This window comes from Ideonella sp. (assembly GCF_041287625.1).
GTDB lineage: Bacteria > Pseudomonadota > Gammaproteobacteria > Burkholderiales > Burkholderiaceae_C > Ideonella.
Genome location: NZ_JBGGNH010000025.1, coordinates 57,369 through 76,593 on the forward strand (window position 1 = coordinate 57,369; position 19,225 = coordinate 76,593).

At 63.3% G+C, this 19,225-nt stretch carries 13 protein-coding genes and 1 pseudogene; 11 read left to right on the top strand and 3 right to left on the bottom strand.

Annotated features, from left to right (window positions below; genetic code table 11):
- Positions 1 to 16: 16 nt before the first annotated feature.
- The 7 genes and pseudogenes from ACAH41_RS09825 to ACAH41_RS09855 all read left to right on the top strand — a co-directional run.
- Positions 17 to 211: pseudogene (locus ACAH41_RS09825) on the top strand (ATP-binding protein); the annotation flags it as partial.
- Positions 212 to 559: 348 nt separating this feature from the next.
- Complete coding sequence (locus tag ACAH41_RS09830; RefSeq protein WP_325652715.1) at positions 560 to 919, top strand: hypothetical protein; 360 nt, start codon at positions 560 to 562, stop codon at positions 917 to 919.
- Between the two features lies 1 nt (position 920).
- Positions 921 to 4,199 carry an amino acid adenylation domain-containing protein gene (locus tag ACAH41_RS09835; RefSeq protein WP_325652716.1) on the top strand — a complete coding sequence of 1,093 codons (3,279 nt, stop codon included), beginning with the start codon at positions 921 to 923 and terminating at the stop codon, positions 4,197 to 4,199.
- Entirely contained in the window at positions 4,196 to 9,697 is a 5,502-nt protein-coding gene (locus tag ACAH41_RS09840; protein ID WP_325652718.1) for a non-ribosomal peptide synthetase, read from the top strand. The genes ACAH41_RS09835 and ACAH41_RS09840 overlap by 4 nt, the downstream gene beginning before the upstream one ends.
- Before the next feature lie 42 nt (positions 9,698 to 9,739).
- Entirely contained in the window at positions 9,740 to 11,611 is a 1,872-nt protein-coding gene (locus tag ACAH41_RS09845; protein ID WP_325652720.1) for a non-ribosomal peptide synthetase, read from the top strand.
- Between the two features lie 78 nt (positions 11,612 to 11,689).
- Positions 11,690 to 11,896, top strand: coding sequence for an MbtH family NRPS accessory protein (locus ACAH41_RS09850; RefSeq protein ID WP_325652721.1), 207 nt, complete (start codon positions 11,690 to 11,692; stop codon positions 11,894 to 11,896).
- Positions 11,897 to 12,052: 156 nt separating this feature from the next.
- The gene (locus tag ACAH41_RS09855; RefSeq protein WP_325652722.1) at positions 12,053 to 13,246 is read left to right on the top strand and encodes a YbaK/EbsC family protein; all 1,194 of its coding nucleotides are present in this window, start codon (positions 12,053 to 12,055) and stop codon (positions 13,244 to 13,246) included.
- Here ACAH41_RS09855 and ACAH41_RS09860 read toward each other — a convergent pair.
- Positions 13,228 to 14,319: a hypothetical protein gene (locus ACAH41_RS09860; RefSeq protein ID WP_325652724.1), complete on the bottom strand. Its 1,092-nt coding sequence runs from the start codon at positions 14,317 to 14,319 to the stop codon at positions 13,228 to 13,230. The genes ACAH41_RS09855 and ACAH41_RS09860 overlap by 19 nt on opposite strands.
- Positions 14,320 to 14,588: 269 nt before the next feature.
- Between ACAH41_RS09860 and ACAH41_RS09865 the strand changes: the two genes are divergently transcribed.
- Positions 14,589 to 14,867 (top strand): hypothetical protein, encoded by a 279-nt coding sequence (locus ACAH41_RS09865; RefSeq protein ID WP_325652725.1) that lies wholly within the window; start codon positions 14,589 to 14,591, stop codon positions 14,865 to 14,867.
- A gap of 36 nt (positions 14,868 to 14,903) precedes the next feature.
- Here ACAH41_RS09865 and ACAH41_RS09870 read toward each other — a convergent pair whose 3' ends face one another.
- The gene (locus ACAH41_RS09870; protein ID WP_325652727.1) at positions 14,904 to 15,692 is read right to left on the bottom strand and encodes an SDR family oxidoreductase; all 789 of its coding nucleotides are present in this window, start codon (positions 15,690 to 15,692) and stop codon (positions 14,904 to 14,906) included.
- Between the two features lie 379 nt (positions 15,693 to 16,071).
- Between ACAH41_RS09870 and ACAH41_RS09875 the strand changes: the two genes are divergently transcribed.
- Together ACAH41_RS09875 and ACAH41_RS09880 are read left to right on the top strand one after the other, a co-directional pair.
- A complete protein-coding gene (locus tag ACAH41_RS09875; protein WP_325652728.1) occupies positions 16,072 to 17,406 on the top strand; it encodes a HipA domain-containing protein in 1,335 nt (444 codons plus the stop codon).
- 5 nt (positions 17,407 to 17,411) lie between these two features.
- Complete coding sequence (locus ACAH41_RS09880) at positions 17,412 to 17,723, top strand: transcriptional regulator (protein WP_325652730.1); 312 nt, start codon at positions 17,412 to 17,414, stop codon at positions 17,721 to 17,723.
- Here the strand turns inward: ACAH41_RS09880 and ACAH41_RS09885 are convergent.
- Positions 17,671 to 18,663 (bottom strand): LysR family transcriptional regulator, encoded by a 993-nt coding sequence (locus ACAH41_RS09885; protein WP_325652732.1) that lies wholly within the window; start codon positions 18,661 to 18,663, stop codon positions 17,671 to 17,673. The genes ACAH41_RS09880 and ACAH41_RS09885 overlap by 53 nt on opposite strands.
- Positions 18,664 to 18,730: 67 nt before the next feature.
- On the opposite strand from ACAH41_RS09885, the gene ACAH41_RS09890 reads away from it, so the two are divergent.
- Positions 18,731 to 19,201 (top strand): ester cyclase, encoded by a 471-nt coding sequence (locus ACAH41_RS09890; RefSeq protein ID WP_325652734.1) that lies wholly within the window; start codon positions 18,731 to 18,733, stop codon positions 19,199 to 19,201.
- Positions 19,202 to 19,225: the final 24 nt, after the last annotated feature.

Here is a 19,225-nt window from a genome sequence, read left to right on the forward strand (position 1 = left end):
AAAGCAGCTTTATCCAGGCTACCTGCCGTTCAGCCAGGCTGGCGGTGCGTTGCCGTTCCACCTTCTGTCCAAGCGTTGCGAGCGCACCAGCGTGATCATCACGACCAACCTGGACTTCGCAGGACGGTCCTCTGTCGTCGGCGAAGCGAAGATGACGACAGCCTTGCTAGACCGACTCACGGCCCCCTGCCATATCGTCGGCAACGAGAGCGCTCTGTGCCAATGCCCAGGTTGTCCGTTGACACCAGACCTCTGAGCTTGCGCAGCGTGCAGAGCGCGCTGTCAAAGTTGCCGGCGACGCGCTGCATGACGTTGACCCACTGCTAGGTGTCTTGGTCGGCAGCGTGTCGTGGGCAAAGCCGATGTCGACGAGCCCGCTGTACAGAGATTCGACGCTATACAGCAAGGTCGGCGGTCTGTCGTGAACTGGTTGTGACAGGTAACCCTGTCAGGTCTTACAGCTAGGGTTAGTTTTCCGGACCGCCAAAATGGCAAGGTGGCTAGAGTTTGATCGCGGCCAGTTGGATTCGATGCGATCACATTGAGCAAGCAACTTCGCATGGACGGAGCCACCGACGCAATGGGCGTTCTCGATGGAGAGAAGAAGATGTGCGAGGCGTGGGCAATCGGGTTGGAGCACGGATCCGTCGTGCTCCCGTTATCAGTTCAAGCTGGACGCTACTACGACGGAGTTTCGCAACTTGCCCGGTGCTGGCAACTCGGAAAGGCTTTGGGGCCCGATCTGTTTTGCGAAGCGATCAACCATGCCCTGCGCGCGCAGGCGTTCATGCAGAAACATGATGCGATTCATGACGACGAACCGCTAAGTTCTGGGGTGGATCGCCGTCTTACAGTGACATACGCGGCTCGGCATATGCACGGATTCCCTGCAACTCGTTCGAGCGTGGGCCTGCGTTGACATGGTCGATAGGTTGCCGACTCCCGTCGCAGCGCAAGCACTGTCTTTCGCGCAAGAGCGTCTCTGGATAATTGACCAGATTGTAGAGGACAAGGCGCTATATAACGCCGCAATGATTGTCGACTTGCGCGGCATGGTGAATATCGCTGCGCTGGAGCGATCTATCGTCGAAGTGATCAGGCGCCACGATGTGCTCCGCACGGGCTTCATGGAGAAGAACGGAGAAGCGGCGCTTGTTCAGATGCCAGTTGCAGCGTTTTCGCTTCCCGTTGAAGACTTGCGCGGCCGCAAGCACCTGTTGGAACTGGCCCGGGAGCACCAAGGCACCGTGCTCAACCAACCGTTCGATCTGGCGTCGCCGCCGTTGTTTCGGGCGGTGTTGTACCACTTCGATGAATGCGTGCATCAGCTTGCGCTGACGGTCCATCACATCATCTTCGACGGCGCTTCTATTGGCGTGTTTTTGCGGGAACTCGGTGCAATTTATCCGGCCTTCGTGGACGAAAGAGCGGCGCCATTGCCCGCTCTTGCGCTGCAGTTCCAGGATGTTGCTGCCATTGAGCGACTGCGCTTTCACGGCGTACATCGTCAACGCCTGATGGATTTTTGGACAGGCGAACTGGGGGGCGAACTCCCCGTGCTCGCACTGCCTTCAGATCGGCATCGTCCTTCTGTCCAGACGTATCGTGGCGCAACGGTAACGGTACCAATTGCAGGTACATGGATGGAGCAACTGGAGCGTGCCAGCCGCGGCGAGCGGGTCACTCCCTTTATGTACGTGCTGGCCGCGTATGCAATCTGGCTATGTAGATATGCAGGGCAGCAGGAGGTGGTCATTGGTACCCCATTCGCACTGCGCTCCGACCAAGAAACGCAGGACCTGATCGGTTTCCTGGTCAATACCTTGGCTATCCGCGTCCGGATGGGGGATGGTGTGCCATTTCGGCAGTTTCTTCGCCGCGTACGCGATGCATGCCTCAAAGCATATTCTCACGGCGAACTTCCCTTCGCTGAACTCATCGGAGCCTTGGGGGGGCAGCGCGATTTCTCTCATTCGCCGGTATTCCAGGCAATGCTCGTGGTGCAAAACGCGCGGCCACCGGTGCAACTGGCGCCTGGACTGCATGCGAGCTATGCGGGAGAAGTGCCGACCGATCGCGCACGCTTCGATCTTGCGCTGGTGCTCGATCCGCTTGAAGCTGGCACCACGTTGTCACTGGAATACAACAGCGACTTGTTCGATGCAACGACGGCGCGGCGCATGCTCTCGCACTTCAACGTTCTGTTGTCGGAAGCGATTGCCAGTCCAGACACTACAACGAACGAACTGCCATTGCTTGATTCAGCCGAACGCGCACAAGCCGTTCTGGCGTGGAACGACACTGGAGGCGAGCCGACGCCAGGCCTTGCGTACAGGCTCTTCGAGGCCCGCGCGCAAGACAGGCCAGACGCGATAGCACTCATTTCCGGCCGTATCGAATGGACCTACGGCGAGCTGGACCGTCGCGCCAACCAAATGGCGAATCTATTGCGCCAACGGGGCATACGCCGGGAAGCCCCGGTGGGCGTACTGCTGGAACGCAGCCCGGAACTCGTTTGCACCATGCTTGCCATATTTAAGGCGGGCGGGGTGTATCTGCCCATCGATCCTGCCTATCCGGATGAGCGAATCGCCTTCATGATTGACGATTCGCGGCTGGGCCTATTGGTCAGCGGCCAGGGCCTCAAAAAGCGGCTAGACGCGCTGCTCGCGCGGCAAGCGTCTCCTCGTCCTCCAGTCACCTGGGATTGGCAGGATGATGGTGCAGCGCTGGATGATCTGCCGGGAGATCCGCTGGGTGATGGCCCGGCCTCGGACAATCTCGCCTACATCATCTATACCTCCGGATCCACCGGCAAGCCAAAGGGCGTGGAGGTTTCCCATGGCGCGTTCTTCAACCTGGTCAAGGCAAAGATCGCGGGCTTCGGCGTCTATCCGCGCAGTTGCGTCCTCCAGTTCGTCTCGTTCGGTTTCGACGTCTCCGTGTCAGACGTGTGCATGACCTTGGCGGTGGGCGCCCGTCTGCTGCTGCGCCCAGCCGGTGTCATCGGCGGAGAACCGCTGGCGAGGCTGCTGCGCGAACAAGGTGTGAACGTCATCGTCCTGCCGGCGTCGGTGCTGGCCACGGTACCGGCAAACGATTTGCCTGCGCTGGAGTCAGTCATTGCAGGTGGAGAGGCATGCTCCGAAGAACTGGTGAATCGCTGGGCAGAACAGCGGCGCTTCATCAACGCCTATGGGCCGACCGAGGCCTCCATCTGCACGACGATGGCCCAGTGCGCCCCGCATGGCGGTCCGCCATCCATCGGGCGGCCGATCCCACATGTACGTGTCTATGTACTCGACGCCAACTTGGAGCCGGTACCTCCGGGTGTAACGGGAGAGTTGTACATCGGCGGCGCAGGACTGGCTCGTGGCTACCTCGGCCGCCCGGGCCTCACAGCCGAATGTTTCATTCCTGATCCTTTCGCCGCGCAAGATCCTTCCGTGCCACCGGGTGCACGCCTATATCGAACCGGTGACCATGCGCGGTACTTGCCTGACGGCTCGATTGCCTTCGTCGAGCGCGTCGACGACCAAGTCAAGATCCGCGGCTTCCGCATTGAGCTGGGCGAGATAGCGGCCGTGCTCCGACAGCACCCGCATGTGCAGGATGCCGTCGTCACAGCTCAATCGATAGGGGCTGGTGGCAAGCAACTTGTGGCTTACGTCGTGTCACAGACAGGAAGTGCAATTGATGGCCAGGGGCTTGCAACCGAGCTGCGCGCTCAGCTGCCAGAACACATGATTCCCGTAGCCATCCTCTCGCTGGCGGCATTCCCCCGAACAGCCAATGGAAAGATTGATCGACGCGCCTTGCCGTTACCAGAGACGCTTGGGTATGGCGCGCGGCATGAACACGTTGCACCACGTACGCTGACGGAGGAGATCCTTGCTGCCATCTTCTGCGAAGTGCTGGGGCTGAGCGAAGTGAGCGTTGAGGATGATTTCTTCGCGCTGGGTGGGCAATCCATTCTCGCAGCGCAGGTCATGGCGCGCGCCAGCGAACGTTTCGAACTCCATTTGTCGTTGCGGCTCTTGTTCGAATGGCCAACGGCAGCGGCGCTTGCGCTGCGCATTGAGGCGGCTTTGATGGCGCAGATCGAGGCCATGGACAGTGCTGACGTCGCACGTGCACTGGCCCTGAACGACAGCCAAGCAGCCGCGGGGTTGCTAGCCAGCGGAGGGAGCGTCGCATGAGCGCGCTCGGGTCGGACATGGATGCTCGTCGCCGCCTGCTGGAGCAGCGTCTGCGCAAGGCGCAGTCGGTGAATCAGGAGAAGCCACGGTTCACGCAGAGACCCGCCGAGGCCGGAACGCCGCTTTCGTCCATCCAGCGGCGCCTATGGTTTCTGGACCTATGGCAGCCTGGGAACGCCGCCTACAACATTCCCGTCGCTTTTGCCCTGCACGGACAGCTTGACGCCTCGCAGCTGGAACTGGCCTTGCAGAGTGTCGCGCAAAGGCACGAGATATTGCGCACCAGCTATCGCGACGACGGCGGTGAACCGGTGGCCTTCGTCCGCCCCGTGCATGAGATATGCCTACGGGTGATCGACGGCGATGATGGCGAGTCCATCGATCAGCTGCATTCCCGCGTGACCAAGGAAGCCGGCACGCCCTTCGCGCTGGAACACGAACCGCCGTTTCGTGCCACCTTATGGCGCACAGGCACAGACGAAAACGTTCTGCTGATCAACCTGCATCACATCGCTGCGGACGGATGGTCAGTAGGCGTGCTGCTGCGCGAACTGGGTATGTTCTACAACGCTGCCCCGCGCGGTCAAACGGATGGCACGTCGGCGCCAGCGCTTCAATACGCCGACTTTGCATACTGGCAGGCACAGCAGCTGCACGCGGACGCACTCAATCTCCAGCTTGGTGTTTGGCAGCAGAGACTCGCTGGAGCGCCGCCACTGGTTGAACTGCCGACCGATCGCCCGCGCCCCGCGGTGCAGAGCGCGTCTGGCGCCATTGAAAGATTTCGCCTGGACGATGACACACGCAAAGCGCTGAAGGCATTTGCCCAGCAAGAGCACGTCACACCCTTCATCATCTTCCTTGCTGCGCTTGGTGCGCTGTATCAGCGCTATAGCGGGCAAGGCGACCTTGTCATCGGCACGCCAGTGGCGGGCCGTCATGCTGCCGAGTGGGAAAACCTGATCGGCTGCTTCGTCAATACGCTGGCCATGCGCGTTCGCCCGGGTCTGGCGGCCAGCGCACGCGAACTGATGCGGCAGGTGAGGGCCGAATGGATGGCCGTGGTCGATCACCAATCTCTTCCATTCGACAAGCTGGTCGAGAAGATGGCGCCTGGGCGCCAGTTCGGCCATACACCCGTGTTTCAGGTCATGCTGTCCATCAACAATGTGCCTCGCGTGGCGCTTGACCTGGCAAGTGTCGTGGTGCGCGATGTGCCGATTGACATCGGTTGCGCCAAGTTCGACCTGAGTTGGGCCATCGACGACCTCGACGATGGGCTTAGCGGCTCGGTGACCTACAACACTGATCTGTACGACCGCAGCACGGTGGTGCGGATGGTGGACCACCTGCACAACCTTCTGCGGGACATGCTGCGCCGCCCGGACGCTCCGCTCGCGCTGCTGGACTTGATCGCCGATGAGGAACGCAAAGCGCTGCAGGCGACCTTCAACGACACGGCGGTCACGTACCCGGGGGTACGCGACGTCGTCGAGCTGTTCGGCGCCCACGCTGCAAGGACACCCGATGCGCCTGCGGTGATCCATGAAGAGGCCTGCCTGAGCTACCGCGAGCTTGATGAGTGGTCCAATCGCATTGCGGCCCTTCTCAGGTCGCACGGCGCGAGTGCTGACCAGCGCGTGGGGCTGTACATGGAGCGCACGCACAAGACGGTGGCAGCTCTGCTCGGCATCCTCAAGGCCGGTGCAGCCTACGTTCCCGTCGACGCCACCTATCCTGTCGACCGCGTGCGTTTCATGCTCGAGGATGCAGGCGCAACGCTGTGCCTCACCGAATCGCACCTGCTCGCCCCATTCGACGCTCAGGAAGGCATCCTCGCGATCTGCATGGACCGCGACGAGTCGACGATCGCTGCTCAATCAACCGCGCCGGTTCTCGTGGCGAACAGCACCGACAACCTGATGTACGTGCTGTTCACCTCGGGTTCGACGGGACGTCCCAAGGGTGTGGCTGTTGAGCATCGGCAATACCTTAACTACCTGCGCGGGGTGATGCACCGGCTGGACGTGCCCCAGGGCTGCCATTTCGCGATGGTGTCCACCTTTGCCGCCGACCTGGGTACCACGATGTTGTACGGGGCCCTGACCAGCGGCGGCTGCGTGCATGTCATGTCCCACGCTCGAATTACCGAGCCGCTGGCATTTGCCGATTACATGCGCCGGCGCCGTCCCGACGTGCTGAAACTGGTGCCCAGCCACTTCGAAACGCTGTGTTCCATGGCGCCCATCGAGGACCTGCTGCCGCAGCGCTGCCTGGTATTTGCCGGCGAAGCCTGTACCTTGCAAACCGTGGCCCAGGTACGAGCGGTGAGGCCGGAACTCGCCATACAGAACCACTACGGCCCCACCGAAAGCAGCGTGGCGGCGCTCACCTATGCCGTACCCGCAGAACTGCCCAATTCGGATGGCACGTTGCCGCTGGGTCGACCGCTCGGCAACGTTCGGACCTACGTGCTCGACGCCAACCTTCAACTCATGGCAACCGGCATTCCTGGCGAGTTGCACATCGGGGGCAACGGCATCACACGAGGCTACCTGGACCGGCCGTCGCTGACGGCCGAGCGGTTCATCCCCGATCCGTTTGGGGCATCTGGTGGCCGGCTCTATCGCACCGGTGATCTGGCCCGTGTGCGCGCGGACGGCACCGTGGAGTTCCTGGGGCGCATGGACCATCAGGTCAAGATACGCGGCTATCGCGTCGAGACGGCCGAAATCGAGGCCATGCTGACGCACGATGACGTGCAGGAGGCCCGCGTGGTCCTTCGCGAGGACACACCGGGTGACAAGCGCCTCGTGGCCTACCTGGTGATGACCGAAAGCACGGCACGCGACCGATATCGCGAAATCATCGATTCCCTGCGCCTCGCACTGCGTGCGGTGTTACCCGATTACATGGTGCCCACGGCCTTCGTGCCGATCGCTCGGCTGCCGCTGAACGCCAACGGCAAGCTCGACCGCTTCGCCTTGCCGGCCCCCAGCCAAGACCACCTCCCGGCCACCGCAGCTAATCGCCTTCCGCGCAACCCGCTCGAGATGCAAATCGCAGCCATCTGGGCCGCGCTGCTCGGTTTGGAAGGCTTCGGCATCGACGAGAACTTTTTCGACCTGGGTGGCGATTCTTTCAAGGCGGTCCGCGCCGTTCGCAGCATCGGCCGTGGCCTGAGCGTCATGGATCTGTTCCGCCATCCCACCGTGGAGTTGCTGGCCGGTCACATTTCCCGCGCGACATCCGGCCACGAGGGCTTGCTGCATCGACTCACGCCGCGCGAAGCGCGACCGGACGGCATCACCTGGGTTTGCGTGCCGTTCGGAGGTGGGAGCGCCATCTCCTATTTGGCGCTGTCGAATCACCTGCCGGAGGGCGACGCGCTGCATGCCGTAGAGCTTCCAGGACATGACTTCGCTCGGCCAGACGATCCGCTGCAGCCATTCGACGCGGTGGCCATGCAATGCGCCGACGAAATCGAGCGCACCATTCGCGGGTCTGTTCTGCTCTACGGCCATTGCCTGGGAGCGGGCATGGCGGTAGCCATCGCGCAGCAGTTGCAAGTGCGCGGCGCGAAGAACGTGCTGGGTGTCGTCGTGGGCGGCTCCTTCCCTATTCCGCGCCTTCCGGGCAAGGTCTTCGATGCCATCAGCCGGGTACTTCCCACCGACGGCCTGCTCTCCACCCGCGCCATCCTGGATGGGCTGCTGGTCACCGGTGGCGCGGTGGGTGACGAGGACCCCGAGGAGTTGGTGTTCCTCGTGCGCAACATGCGCCATGACGGAAGGCAAGCAGAGGCGTTCTACACGTCCCACTATCGAGCACCCAACACCCCACTGCTTGATGTTCCACTCCTGTGTGTGGTGGGCGAGCGCGACCGTGCCACCGAATTCCACGTTGAGGAATACCTGGAATGGCAACGTTTCAGTCGTGAGGTATCTCTGGCGATCATCCCCGGCGCTGGACACTTTTTCCAGAAGCACCAGGCGCGCGAGCTGGCCGAACTCGGCACGAAGGAGGCCAGGCGCTGGCAACACGGTACGGCTGAGCAGGTCGAGCGAACCGCACTTGTGTCGCCGCCGAAGCAGGCGGTGCGACGGTCGACTTCGACGCTCGCCACGTTCTTGCTGGTCTCGCTGGGCCAGCTCATCTCGGTGATCGGCACTGGGTTGTCCACGTTTGCGCTGGGCGTCTGGGTGTACCAACAGTCGGGTGCCATCTCCGACTTCGCGATGATGTCGGCACTGGGCATCCTGCCTGGGGTCCTGGTGCTGCCCGTCGCAGGCGCGGCAGCCGACCGTTGGGATCGGCGCAAGATCATGATGACCTGCGATCTGTTCTGCGTGTTGCTGGCGGCGGTCACAGCGGCGCTGGCCTGGACCGGGCAACTGCATGTTGGCACGCTCTACGCCGTCGCGACATTGAGCGCCATTGCCAGCGCGTTCCGGCAGCCCGCCTATACGGCGGCCATCGCGCAACTTGCGCCCAAGCGGTACCTTGGGCACGCGAATGGGTTCGTACAACTGGGCAGCGCATCCGGCTTGCTAATCGGACAGATGTTCGGCGGCGTATTGATGCTGCGGCTGGGCCTCGACCACGTCCTGCTGCTGGACATCGCCAGCTACGTCATTGCCTTGGCGACGCTGCTCGCTGTGCGCTTCCCGTACGCGCTGTTTCGCCGGCAGGAAGAGCCCTTCTGGAAAGAGATGATGCTCGGCTGGCGCTACATCCTGAAGCGACACGGCATGATCGCGCTGGCTGTATTTTTTGCGCTGGGCAATTGCCTTGCGAGCATGGTGCTGGTGCTGGTGACGCCGTTGGTCTTGGCGTTCTCCAACACAGCGACGCTTGGCACGGTGATGGCCATGAACGGCGCAGGCATGCTGGTAGGCAGCCTCGCCATGGGCCTGTGGGGCGGCTTGCGCCACCGTGTCGTCGGCATGATCGGGTTCGTTGCCTTGTTCGGCGTATCGGCCGTGATTGTTGCAACAGGCCCGGCTGAGATCTACGCAATGACCGGAATGTTTGGCATTGGCGTGTGCAGCGCTTTCATCAATGCGCATTGGCTCTCGCTGGTGCAGGTCAAGGTGGGCCTGGAACTGCAAGGGCGGGTGATCGCCGCCAACCAGACGCTGGCCCGTTCGCTGATGCCCTTGGGAACGCTGCTGGCCGGGTGGCTAGTCGACCACGCCTTCCAGGCAATGGTTGCCGATGGGCAGGCGCCTTCGTTCTTCCAGCAATGGGCAGACCATGGAGCCGGGCGCGGCGCGGCGGTCCTGATCATGATCCTGGGGCTCCTATCGGTCGCACTGACCTTGCTTGGGTTGCTCTATCGGCCCTTGCGCCACCTGGAAGAGACCTTGCCTGATGCAATCCCCGATTCAGTCATTCTGGACAAGGACGCCATCCAGCAACAGGCCGACGAGGCGCTTGCCCGACGTTCCTGGCCCTGGACGAAGCAGCCGCAGTCGGCTGGCGCCACCATCACATGAATGTGCCCAGGCACGATGCAGGACAAGGCTCGAGGAGGATGGATGGACGATCAACCTGTCGAACACGTTGTGCCCAATGCCGTTTCCGGCGCAAGCATCGCGTGCAACAACCACACGCCATTGTCGCCTTCAGGTTCCTTGCCGATCGCGTTCTCGCGTGTCGTGCGCGCCATGCCGGAGAAGACGGCCGTCATCGACGGCTCAGTGCGTCTTAGCTACGGTGAGCTTGACCGACTGGCCGAAGTCGCTGCAGTTGTCTTGATCGGACAAGGCGCAAGGCGCGGCGAATATCTCGGTTTGCACATGGACCGGTCGGCTGCAGCGCTCGTGGCGATGCTGGCTATTCTCAAGATCGGCGCCGCGTATGTGCCCTTAGACCCTGCGGCACCTGGACAGCGCCTCGCAGCACAAGCGGCCTCCGCGGGCATCAGGATTCTGGCCATTGCCAAAGGGGAGGAGGCACCTGCGTGGTTCACCGGTGAACTGCTTGTCATCGACCTGGCATCGACCGACCAAGCGGGGCCAACCGTTCTGCTGGACCTTCATCCGCTCGAACTTGCCTACGTCATCTACACCTCGGGCTCAACGAACGAGGCCAAGGGCGTGTGCATTCCCCATCGGGCGGTTCTCGATCTGGTGATGGGAGCCAACTATTGCGGCTTCATGCCGGACGATGTCGTCTATCACGGTATGTCCATCGCGTTCGACGGCTCTACCTTTGAGATCTGGGGTGCCTTGCTGACAGGCGCGACCCTGGTAGTGGCCCCGCCGCGCATTTCGGGAAAGGAGATAGGCGCGCTGATAGATGCCCATGGCGTCACTGTGCTGCTGCTGAGCACGGGGGTGTTCAACGCGATGGGCGAGGCAGCCCTGTCACGCCTGGACAGCATCCGTGTCCTGCTCGCAGGTGGGGATGTGATGTCGCCATTGGCGGCCTGTTGGTTCATCCAGTCGGGCGGCCGCGTATTGGTCAACGGCTATGGCCCAACCGAAGTCACAACCTTCTCGCATTGCCACGTCATGACGTCCGCCGTATCCGGCAATGCGGCGATTTCAATCGGCACGCCAGTCCCAGGCACTGCCGCCTATGTGCTCGAGGAGAACGGCCAAGCTGTACCGCTGGAAACCGAAGGAGAACTGTTCATCGCAGGCACCGGGCTGGCGCAGGGATATCTGGGCCGGCCCGCGCTGACGGCAGAACGCTTTCTGCCCGATCCATTCGCGGCAGATGGCTCGCGCATGTACCGCACGGGCGACCTGGTGCGTCAGACGTGCGATGGTCGACTCGACTATCTCGGTCGCATCGACACCCAGGTGAAGATCCGGGGTTTTCGCGTCGAGCTCGGTGAAATCGAGACCGTTCTGCGCGCCACCGGCCTGCTTGTGGACGCCTGTGCTGTCCATGTTGGGCAATCACCGAGCACCGGTACGCTACACGCATTCGCGGCGCTACGCGGGGGGGGCGATCCTGTAGATGAAGCCGCCCTGCTGTTGCAGCTTCGTGCGGTGCTCCCGGACTACATGGTGCCGCGCACCATCACATTCCTCGACGAGCTCCCATTGACCATTAACGGCAAGGTCGACCGTCGCGCATTGATCGGACGTTTACAGCATCACACCGAGGGGGCCGTTGTTGATGAAGAGGCCCCGACAAGGGAAACGGCCGAGCTGACCAAGGAGCTTCTCGAAGGGCTGCGCCGGTTGCTGGGACAGCCGCAGATCCGGGCGAGCGACCACTTCATGGACGTCGGCGGCGATTCGCTCAGCGCCATGCGATTCTGCGCTGTCATCAGCGAACAGCACGGTGTCGATGTGCCGCTTGCTACCTTGTTTGAAGCGGACTCGCTCGAAGAACTGTTTGCACATGTGCATGCGCTCAAGCTTGCAAGACGCACTGCCGCATGGCCGACCTGAAATTCGAAGCCGAGTCTCGGTACCCGCACCACTGCCTGTTCGCCATGTTGCGATGAACTGGTTGTCAAAAGGATCCACATGCAAACCACAAGCGAAGACCAATTTGTCGTGGTCATCAATGACGAGTTGCAGTATTCGATCTGGCCCTGCGGGCGCGACATCCCTCTGGGCTGGCGGGCCGAAGGCCATCAGGGCTCGCGAGCCGACTGCTTGGCGCACATCGACAGGGAATGGATTGACATGCGCCCTCTCAGCGTGCGACGCCACATGGCGGTTGGCACATGAGCGCCCGGCCGTCGATGGCTGCAGCGGTCACGGAAGTCTCGTGACCAGGCAATGGACGTCGGCCGCACACACGTTGCCAGCCTGCTGGAAGAGTAACAGCGGGCCAGTGTGGCGCACCGCCGACCAATTCAATCACACCGCCGATACCGATTCGCCATGACTCAGACATTGATCGGGAATCCGTTGAACCACGGCATGCCTCCGCTGCTGTCCTTGCATGTCGCAGCTTCCGCAGGGCACCCGGCTGCCGAGGTCATCGCACATTGGGCGCGGGACTATCTGTGCGCGCCGCACCCGGAGTTGGGTCGCAATGGTCCCATGTGCCCGTTTGTACCCGTGGCGCTGATGAAGAAGCTCATGTTCGCGACCGTCTACGAAAATGACGACCTCGACATCGATGCGATCAAGGTCATCCTGCTGCGCGAGATGGAACGCTTCATCGAACTCGATCCTGTATCTGGCAATGAAGCACAGCTCAAGTCCCTAATGGTACTTTTTCCTCGCGTTGCCGAAACGCAAGTCGGGGAACTGATCGAAGCAGCGCAAGCCGACCTGCAACTGCACTTCGTTCCGAATGGGCTGATGGTCGGCGAGTTTCATGCGGGGCCGCCAGACAAGCGCGGCCTTTGGAATCCCGAGTTCCGTCCGCTCTACAGTCCGATACCGATGCTGGTCATCCGCCACATGGTGCCAACGGACATCCTGTTCCTCAAAGACAGCCCGCGGCTTTTTCACGAATACGCGAGAATCTATGGCAACGCAGTGCCCGAGCGCTTTCGAGGCCATTTCGAGGAGGCCGCCCAGCGGTTTGAAATGACGATCACATCGCAAGACCATGTCCATGCTGCGCCTCGCATCACGGAAGTGTTGAATACAGCGAAGGTCCTCTATAGCGTACGCCGCCATGACGATTTCGAGCAACCAATCCGGACGCCGGCAGACTTCGCCGATGCGCTGGGTTATGACCTTTCGCGCATCACCAAAACGCTTTTCTTGAAGGGGCGCGTTGGGGCTCGTCACTATCTAGTCGTATGCGGCATGGACAAACGCATTGATCTGCACAGCCTTGCGGCAAAATTGGATGAAGGGCGGCTGGAAATGGCATCCTTGTCTGAACTGCGCGATCTGGTCGGCTACCCTCCAACTTCGGTAACGCCGATTGCAGTGCCGGACATCCCTGTATTCGTTGACGAAACGCTGTTTAGCCACGCCACCATACTCACTGGCGCCGGCGTTCCGCGGGTGGAGATCGAGCTTGCCCCAACGGATCTCAGGACCCTATGCAATGCGCAACCGCTGTCATTGACAGCTGCGACTCAATCGGCGTCTGCCTACCACCCGAGCAAGTAACTCTGATCATGCGTTTGCAGCAGCGGCGCCACACGACTCGTCGCCGGCTCAACCACTAGCGTGACCGGGCCTGGCTTGCGATAGACGAGATGCGCCGGGTCGATCCAGCCAACGAGTTTGAACGCGAAGCCTTCGCATCCGTCGTAGTTGCCGGTGTCGACGCGGCGTGTGTTACCCGTCCTGTCCGTGACCTCCAGTGCGGCCTCGCCGTCAGGCTCCAAGACCTTCACCGTCCACGATCCGTCAGGTGAAGTCGTGGGCGCATTACCGCCTTGGCCTTGCAACAGGCGCTGCTCGAATACCGGCACTTCCGCGCCGTCCAACCGCCATACGCTGTGCCCTATGCCCGATTGGGGCTCTTCCACCCATTGCGCTTCGATGGGTGTCGCAGCTGGCGTGCCGGGTGCCCAGCTTCGATATTCCCGCGGATGCTCGCGGCCGCTGCGTTCGTCAATGGTCATGAGTAGAAGGCGCGAGCCATCGGCTGACCATTCGGGGTCAGTCCAAGCCGTGTCTGCAGGCGCAGCTGCCGGGATGCCCAAGCGCGAAGCCTTTAAGGTCGAGGTATCGAACACGTAGGTGCCGGCCATGCTCGCGTCGGGCCAGCGGCTGTCGTAGTTGGCGGCGACGGCCAGGTAGTGCCCATCCGGTGAAAACACGGGAATCGAACCGCCCCAGGCCGGCGTCTCCAGCACCAACCTGTCCTGTCCGGACCACATGTCGTAAAGCCAGTACTGCGTGCGCCGTTCGTCAGTGAGTTCGCCGCTGTAGCTGATCCAGCGTCCGTCGGCCGAACGGACCACCGAAGGCTCGAAGAGGAAGCCGTGGTCCGACAGGACGGTGTCCGAGCCGCTGGTGAGATTGCGGCGCACCATCCGGCCGTGTGCCAGGAACAGCAACAAGGGTTGCTGGATGTGCATGTCGGCCAGACGGGCTGTGGTCGGAACCTCTGCGCTCCGACCACAGCCCCGCCCGCTTCCTTTCACTGCGCCGCTGACGAAGTGGGCGCCAAGCGCCGCGGCGGTGGTGGCGAGCACGCAGATGATGATGATCTTGCGGCGTCGGATGGACATGCACTCAGTATGCAGCCCCGCCGTTGCGGCAATCGCGTGGTACGGGGCCATGCATACGGGATGGCCTCCATCAACTCTCTCAAGGAGGGCTTGGTGTCAGGTCTTGCGAAGCGACATCGTCTTGACGCTGGACGTCTTTCATCGGCTTTGGGATGTCGTGTTGCAAGACCTGACACTGGCAGGGCTCCGGCAGGTTTTGACCCTCGCAGCTCTCTGCCGCAGCGGTGCATGTCGGGTGGGAGAATTCGCCGCGGTTCGCGTCGTATCCCGTGTCATCCAACCTGGAGATCCCGCCCATGAAAATCACTTTCTCTGCCTTGTCCCTGGCCTGCGCCGGCCTTCTGGTGTCCGTCGCCGCTCACGCTGCTGAGGCCGCGCCATCGGCCGCCGACGTGGCTGCGGCCTGCAAGGCCGACGTCGAGAAGTACTGCCCCGGCATCAAGCCGGGCGACGGCACGCTCAAGGCTTGCATGAAGGAGCACCGCAAGGAGCTCTCGCCCGATTGCAAGAAGGAGCTCATGGAAGCCCGCAAAGCCAAGCAGGGTTGAGACGGGGTTTGTTGCGGCCCCGCCCGGGCCGTTCAATCAAGCAATTGTGTCCACCACCCCACCATCCACCCGCAACGCCGCGCCCGTCGTCGCCGAAGCCTGCGGCGAGCAGACATAGACCACCATGTTCGCCACTTCCTCCGGCGTGGCCACGCGCTGCAGGATGGACGAGCTGCGGTGGGCCTTGACGAACTCGTTGGCGATGCGTTCGGCGGTGGCGAGGTCGCCGCCAGGTGCCACCAGTTGCTGCACGCCTTCGGAGAGCGTGGGGCCGGGCAGCACGGCGTTCACCGTGATGCCGGTGCCGGCCAGGCTTTTGGCCAGGCCGCGTGAGACGGCCAGGTTGCCGGTCTTGCTGAAGCCGTAGTGGATCATGTCGGCGGGAATGTTCAGGCCCGACTCGGACGAGATGAACACGATGCGGCCCCAGTTGTTCTGCTGCATGCCGGGCAGGTAGGCGCGGCTGGCGCGCACGCCGGACATCACGTTGACCTCGAACATGCGCGTCCACTCTTCGTCCGGGATTTCCGCGAAGGGCTGCAGGTTGAACACGCCCACGTTGTTGACCAGGATGTCGGCATGCGGCTCGGCAGCCTTCAGCACCTCGAAGCCCGCCGCGCCGCCCAGGTCAGCCGCCACGCCACGCACCTGGGCGCCGGGCACCGCAGCGCGCAGCTTGGCCAGGGCCTGGTCCACGTCGGCCTGCTTGCGGCCGGTGACCACGACGGTGGCGCCGGCACCTGCCAGGCCGAGCGCGATGGCATAGCCGATGCCGCGGGTAGAGCCAGTGACGATGGCGGTCTTGCCGTTCAGGACGATGTTCATGGTGAATCAGTTCCTTGGAGGGGGAGTGTGGTGGGCCGCTTGCTTGCTGGTTTGCTTGCTTGCGCGGCATCTGGTGGAACGATTGAAGCACCGGCGGCCCGGGAGCGGGCTGGTCGGCGCCTGATCCCATGATCGACAGATGGGCCGCACGGCGCTTGATGCCGTGGAGGGAGGCAGGCGTGACCCTGACGGGAGGGCTCAGCTGCGGTGAGACGTTGAGCAATCAAGCAGGCGGCAGCGCGTGGTCCTGCGAACCGCAAGCTCAGCAAAGCCAGCAGGCCTGTGCGTCAGCGCGTGACGCAGCCAGCCCCGTATGTGCACGAAAAAACAGGCGATTCATATCGCAAGAACATCTAAATATAGATAGAATTCTGTGTAAATGACGGAGACCTGTACCCTTCAGCTGCATGCACAAGGTGCCTGGCACGACGTGGCCAGTGTCAGCCTGTTCGGCCCGGAGGCCGAGGGTTGGCGGGCCACGACCTACTCGGGCTATGCCGACGCCTGGGCCTTCGCGCACCTCGGCGAGGCGGACGCGCATGCTTTGTGCGCGAACTGGCCGGTGGGCCTGGCGCCCTTGCAGGTGCCGCATTGGCCGGTGTTCCTCATCGACATGCTGCCGCAGGGTTTCGGCCGCCAGGAATTGCTGCGCCGCATCGGGCAGTCGCCCCTGGCCGGCGTATCGGCGGACTGGCCTTTGCTGCTTGCCGGTGCTGGCAATCCGGTGGGCAACCTGCGGGTGAAGGAAGCGGCCGAATGGCTGGCCGCGAATGCCGGTCCGCTGCGCGGCTTCACGGACGACGAGGTTGCCCAACGGAGCGACGACTTCTCGGAATACCTCGCCTCGCATGGCCTCTTTGTCGCCGGCTCCTCCGGTGTTCAGGGCGAGTGGCCCAAGATCCTCCTGACCCGGGCGGACGACGGTCTGCTGTACCTGGACCACACGTTGCCCGATGAACGCGCCGTGGCGCACTACATCGTCAAGTTCGGCCGTGGCACGGATGCCCAACTGGCCAGCATCCTCCGGCACGAGGCACCGTACATGGACATTGCGCGGTTGCTGGGCCTGCGTGTGCATGCGCCGCTGGTGCTGCGCCAGCGTGCGCTGTTCATACCGCGCTTTGACCGTCGCGTCGAAGGCGGCGCCGTGACGAGGTTGGCCCAGGAAAGCATTGCCACGCTGACTGGCATGCCAGGCTTTGACGCGGCGCCAAGCCATGACCAGGTCTGCGAGGCGCTGATCCGCCATTGCACGGACCCGCAGGCCGAGGTGCTCGAATACATCAAGCGCGACGTGGCCAACCTGGCCTTGCTCAACAAGGACAACCACGCACGCAACACGGCCGTCCAGCGTGACTTTGCGGGCAGCATTTCGCTCACGCCGCTGTACGACTTCGCGCCGATGTACCTGCATCCGGACGGCATCGCACGGCGCATTCGCTGGCAGAACAACGACAACGGCCAGCCGGACTGGCGGCGCGTGGTGGACCGGGTATGCGAGCTCGCCGCGCAGGCCGGAAAGGCGCCGCGCAAGAAGAAGGGTGGCACGGGCCTGCTGGTGCGAGAAGCGCTGGTCGCGGGGTTGCGGGAGACGGCACCCGGACTGCGCCAGATCGCCGCCAACGGGCTGGCCATGGGACTGGAAGCCGAGGTGCTGGATCACCTGCGGCCACACCTGCTGGCCAGGGCCGGCGAACTGGATGCTTTGAGCTGACCGGCATGGACAAGCGCTTCAACACCCTTTCCATCCCGGAGCAGCTGGTACTTCGCCGCAAGGCCGTGGAGGACGTGCTCGCGCATCCCGAGTGGTCGCTGGCTCAGGCGGTGCGCCACCTCAAGAAGACCATGCGGCTCACCACTGCGGAAATGGCCAAGCTCTCGGGCGTGGCCTACCGCACGATGCAGGACATCGAGCAGGAGCGCAGCGAAGGCAGCGTGCAGACGATGAACCGCATCTTCGGCATGCTGGGGCTCAAGCTCAGTGTCGCCCGGATCGCGCCGGCACCTGCACAGGCTTCGCGCGAAACTTGATGTCCGTTGCTGTCTGAACCGCCCGTTCCACCGCCAGCTCGCCGCCCACCGCCAGCACCTGCTCGCGGAACCAGCGCTGGCTGGCCAGCGCGTCGCTGCGGCGGTGCCAGTGCAGCACGAAAGGCACTGAGTCCACGGCCAGTGGCGGCGGCATCTGCACCAGCTGCTCGCCCAGGCCGGAGGCCTGCACGGCGCCCGCCATCAGCGTGGCCATCAGGTCGCTGCGGGTGATGACGGCCGATGCGGCAAAAAGCTGGGGCAGCCGCAGTGCCACGCGGCGCTGCCGGCCTTGTTCGGCCAGCTTCAGGTCGACCAGGCCAATGCCGTCGCCCTCGGGCGAGACCAGCAGGTGGTCCATGGCCAGGAAGCGTTCCAGCGTGAGCCGGCGTTTGGCCTGGGCATGGCCGCGGCGCAGCACGCAGACGAAGCGCTCGCTGAACATCGGCGCGGTGAGGATGCGCGGCGTGGACGAGCCCGGCACGCCCACGGCGGCGTCGGCCTCGCCTGCGTCCAGCATCGCCACCGCGTCTTCGCGTGCGGTGAAGGCCTTCACGCGCAGCGTCACGCCGGGCGCTGCACGGGCCAGCAGCGGCACCAGGCGTGGCAGCACCACCAGGGCAGGGTGGTCCGACACGGCCAGCGTGAACGTGGCCGTGCTGGTGGCTGGGTCGAAGGGCTGCGTGAAGGCCAGCGTCTGCTGCAGTTGCGCGAGGGCCGCGGCAATCGGCTCTGCCAACTCGGTGGCGCGGGGCGTGGGCCGCAGGCCGGCGGCGCTGCGCACGAACAGCTCGTCCTTCAGCAGGTGGCGCAGCCGCGAAAGCGCAGCGCTCATCGCCGGCTGGGTGCGGCCAATGCGCAGCCCGGCGCGTGTCACGCTGCGCTCGCGCATCAGCGCGTCGAAGGCCACCAGCAGGTTCAGGTCCACCGCATGAAGATCCATGCCGTGGATTTTGCTGCATACCGTTATTCGATTGGACCTGGGTGGGCGCGGTTTCTACAGTGGCGCCATGCCTTCCGACACCTCTTCCTTTTCCTCCGCCGCCGCGGTGCAGTCCAACGGCCTCAGTGCCGCCGAGCAGCGCGCCATCGAAACCCTCTACCGCGCCTTCAACGAGCAGGCCCCGGCGCTGGTCCATGAGGCCACCACGCCCGACTGGCAGGACATCCCGCTGGGCCCCGGCCAGGCGCCTGGCCCCGCCGGCCTCGGCCCCGTCATTGCCATGTTTGCGCAGGCCTTCCCGGACGTGCGCATCACCGTGCAGGAGATGTTCGGCCACCAGGGCCGCGCAGCAGTGCGCGCGCGCATCACCGGCACGCACCGCGGCGAGTTCTTCGGCATTGCGCCAACCGGCAAGCCCATCGACGTGGTGATGCACGAGGTGCACCACCTGCGCGACGGCCGCATCTCGCACACCTACCACCTTGAAGACTGGTTCGGCCTCTTGGGCCAGCTCGGCGCCTGGCCGCGCCAAGCCTGATCCCCACGTTCCTTTCCAATGCGC

What these genes read in the sequence shown, in the direction of transcription:
- ACAH41_RS09845 (WP_325652720.1), top strand. Translation starts at nt 9,740, where the DNA reads ATGGACGATCAACCTGTCGAACACGTTGTGCCCAATGCCGTTTCCGGC.
- ACAH41_RS09880 (WP_325652730.1), top strand. Translation starts at nt 17,412, where the DNA reads ATGGACAAGCGCTTCAACACCCTTTCCATCCCGGAGCAGCTGGTACTT.
- ACAH41_RS09870 (WP_325652727.1), bottom strand. Translation starts at nt 15,692, where the DNA reads ATGAACATCGTCCTGAACGGCAAGACCGCCATCGTCACTGGCTCTACC.
- ACAH41_RS09875 (WP_325652728.1), top strand. Translation starts at nt 16,072, where the DNA reads ATGACGGAGACCTGTACCCTTCAGCTGCATGCACAAGGTGCCTGGCAC.
- ACAH41_RS09835 (WP_325652716.1), top strand. Translation starts at nt 921, where the DNA reads ATGGTCGATAGGTTGCCGACTCCCGTCGCAGCGCAAGCACTGTCTTTC.
- ACAH41_RS09850 (WP_325652721.1), top strand. Translation starts at nt 11,690, where the DNA reads ATGCAAACCACAAGCGAAGACCAATTTGTCGTGGTCATCAATGACGAG.
- ACAH41_RS09855 (WP_325652722.1), top strand. Translation starts at nt 12,053, where the DNA reads ATGACTCAGACATTGATCGGGAATCCGTTGAACCACGGCATGCCTCCG.
- ACAH41_RS09860 (WP_325652724.1), bottom strand. Translation starts at nt 14,319, where the DNA reads ATGTCCATCCGACGCCGCAAGATCATCATCATCTGCGTGCTCGCCACC.
- ACAH41_RS09885 (WP_325652732.1), bottom strand. Translation starts at nt 18,663, where the DNA reads ATGGATCTTCATGCGGTGGACCTGAACCTGCTGGTGGCCTTCGACGCG.
- ACAH41_RS09830 (WP_325652715.1), top strand. Translation starts at nt 560, where the DNA reads ATGGACGGAGCCACCGACGCAATGGGCGTTCTCGATGGAGAGAAGAAG.
- ACAH41_RS09890 (WP_325652734.1), top strand. Translation starts at nt 18,731, where the DNA reads ATGCCTTCCGACACCTCTTCCTTTTCCTCCGCCGCCGCGGTGCAGTCC.
- ACAH41_RS09840 (WP_325652718.1), top strand. Translation starts at nt 4,196, where the DNA reads ATGAGCGCGCTCGGGTCGGACATGGATGCTCGTCGCCGCCTGCTGGAG.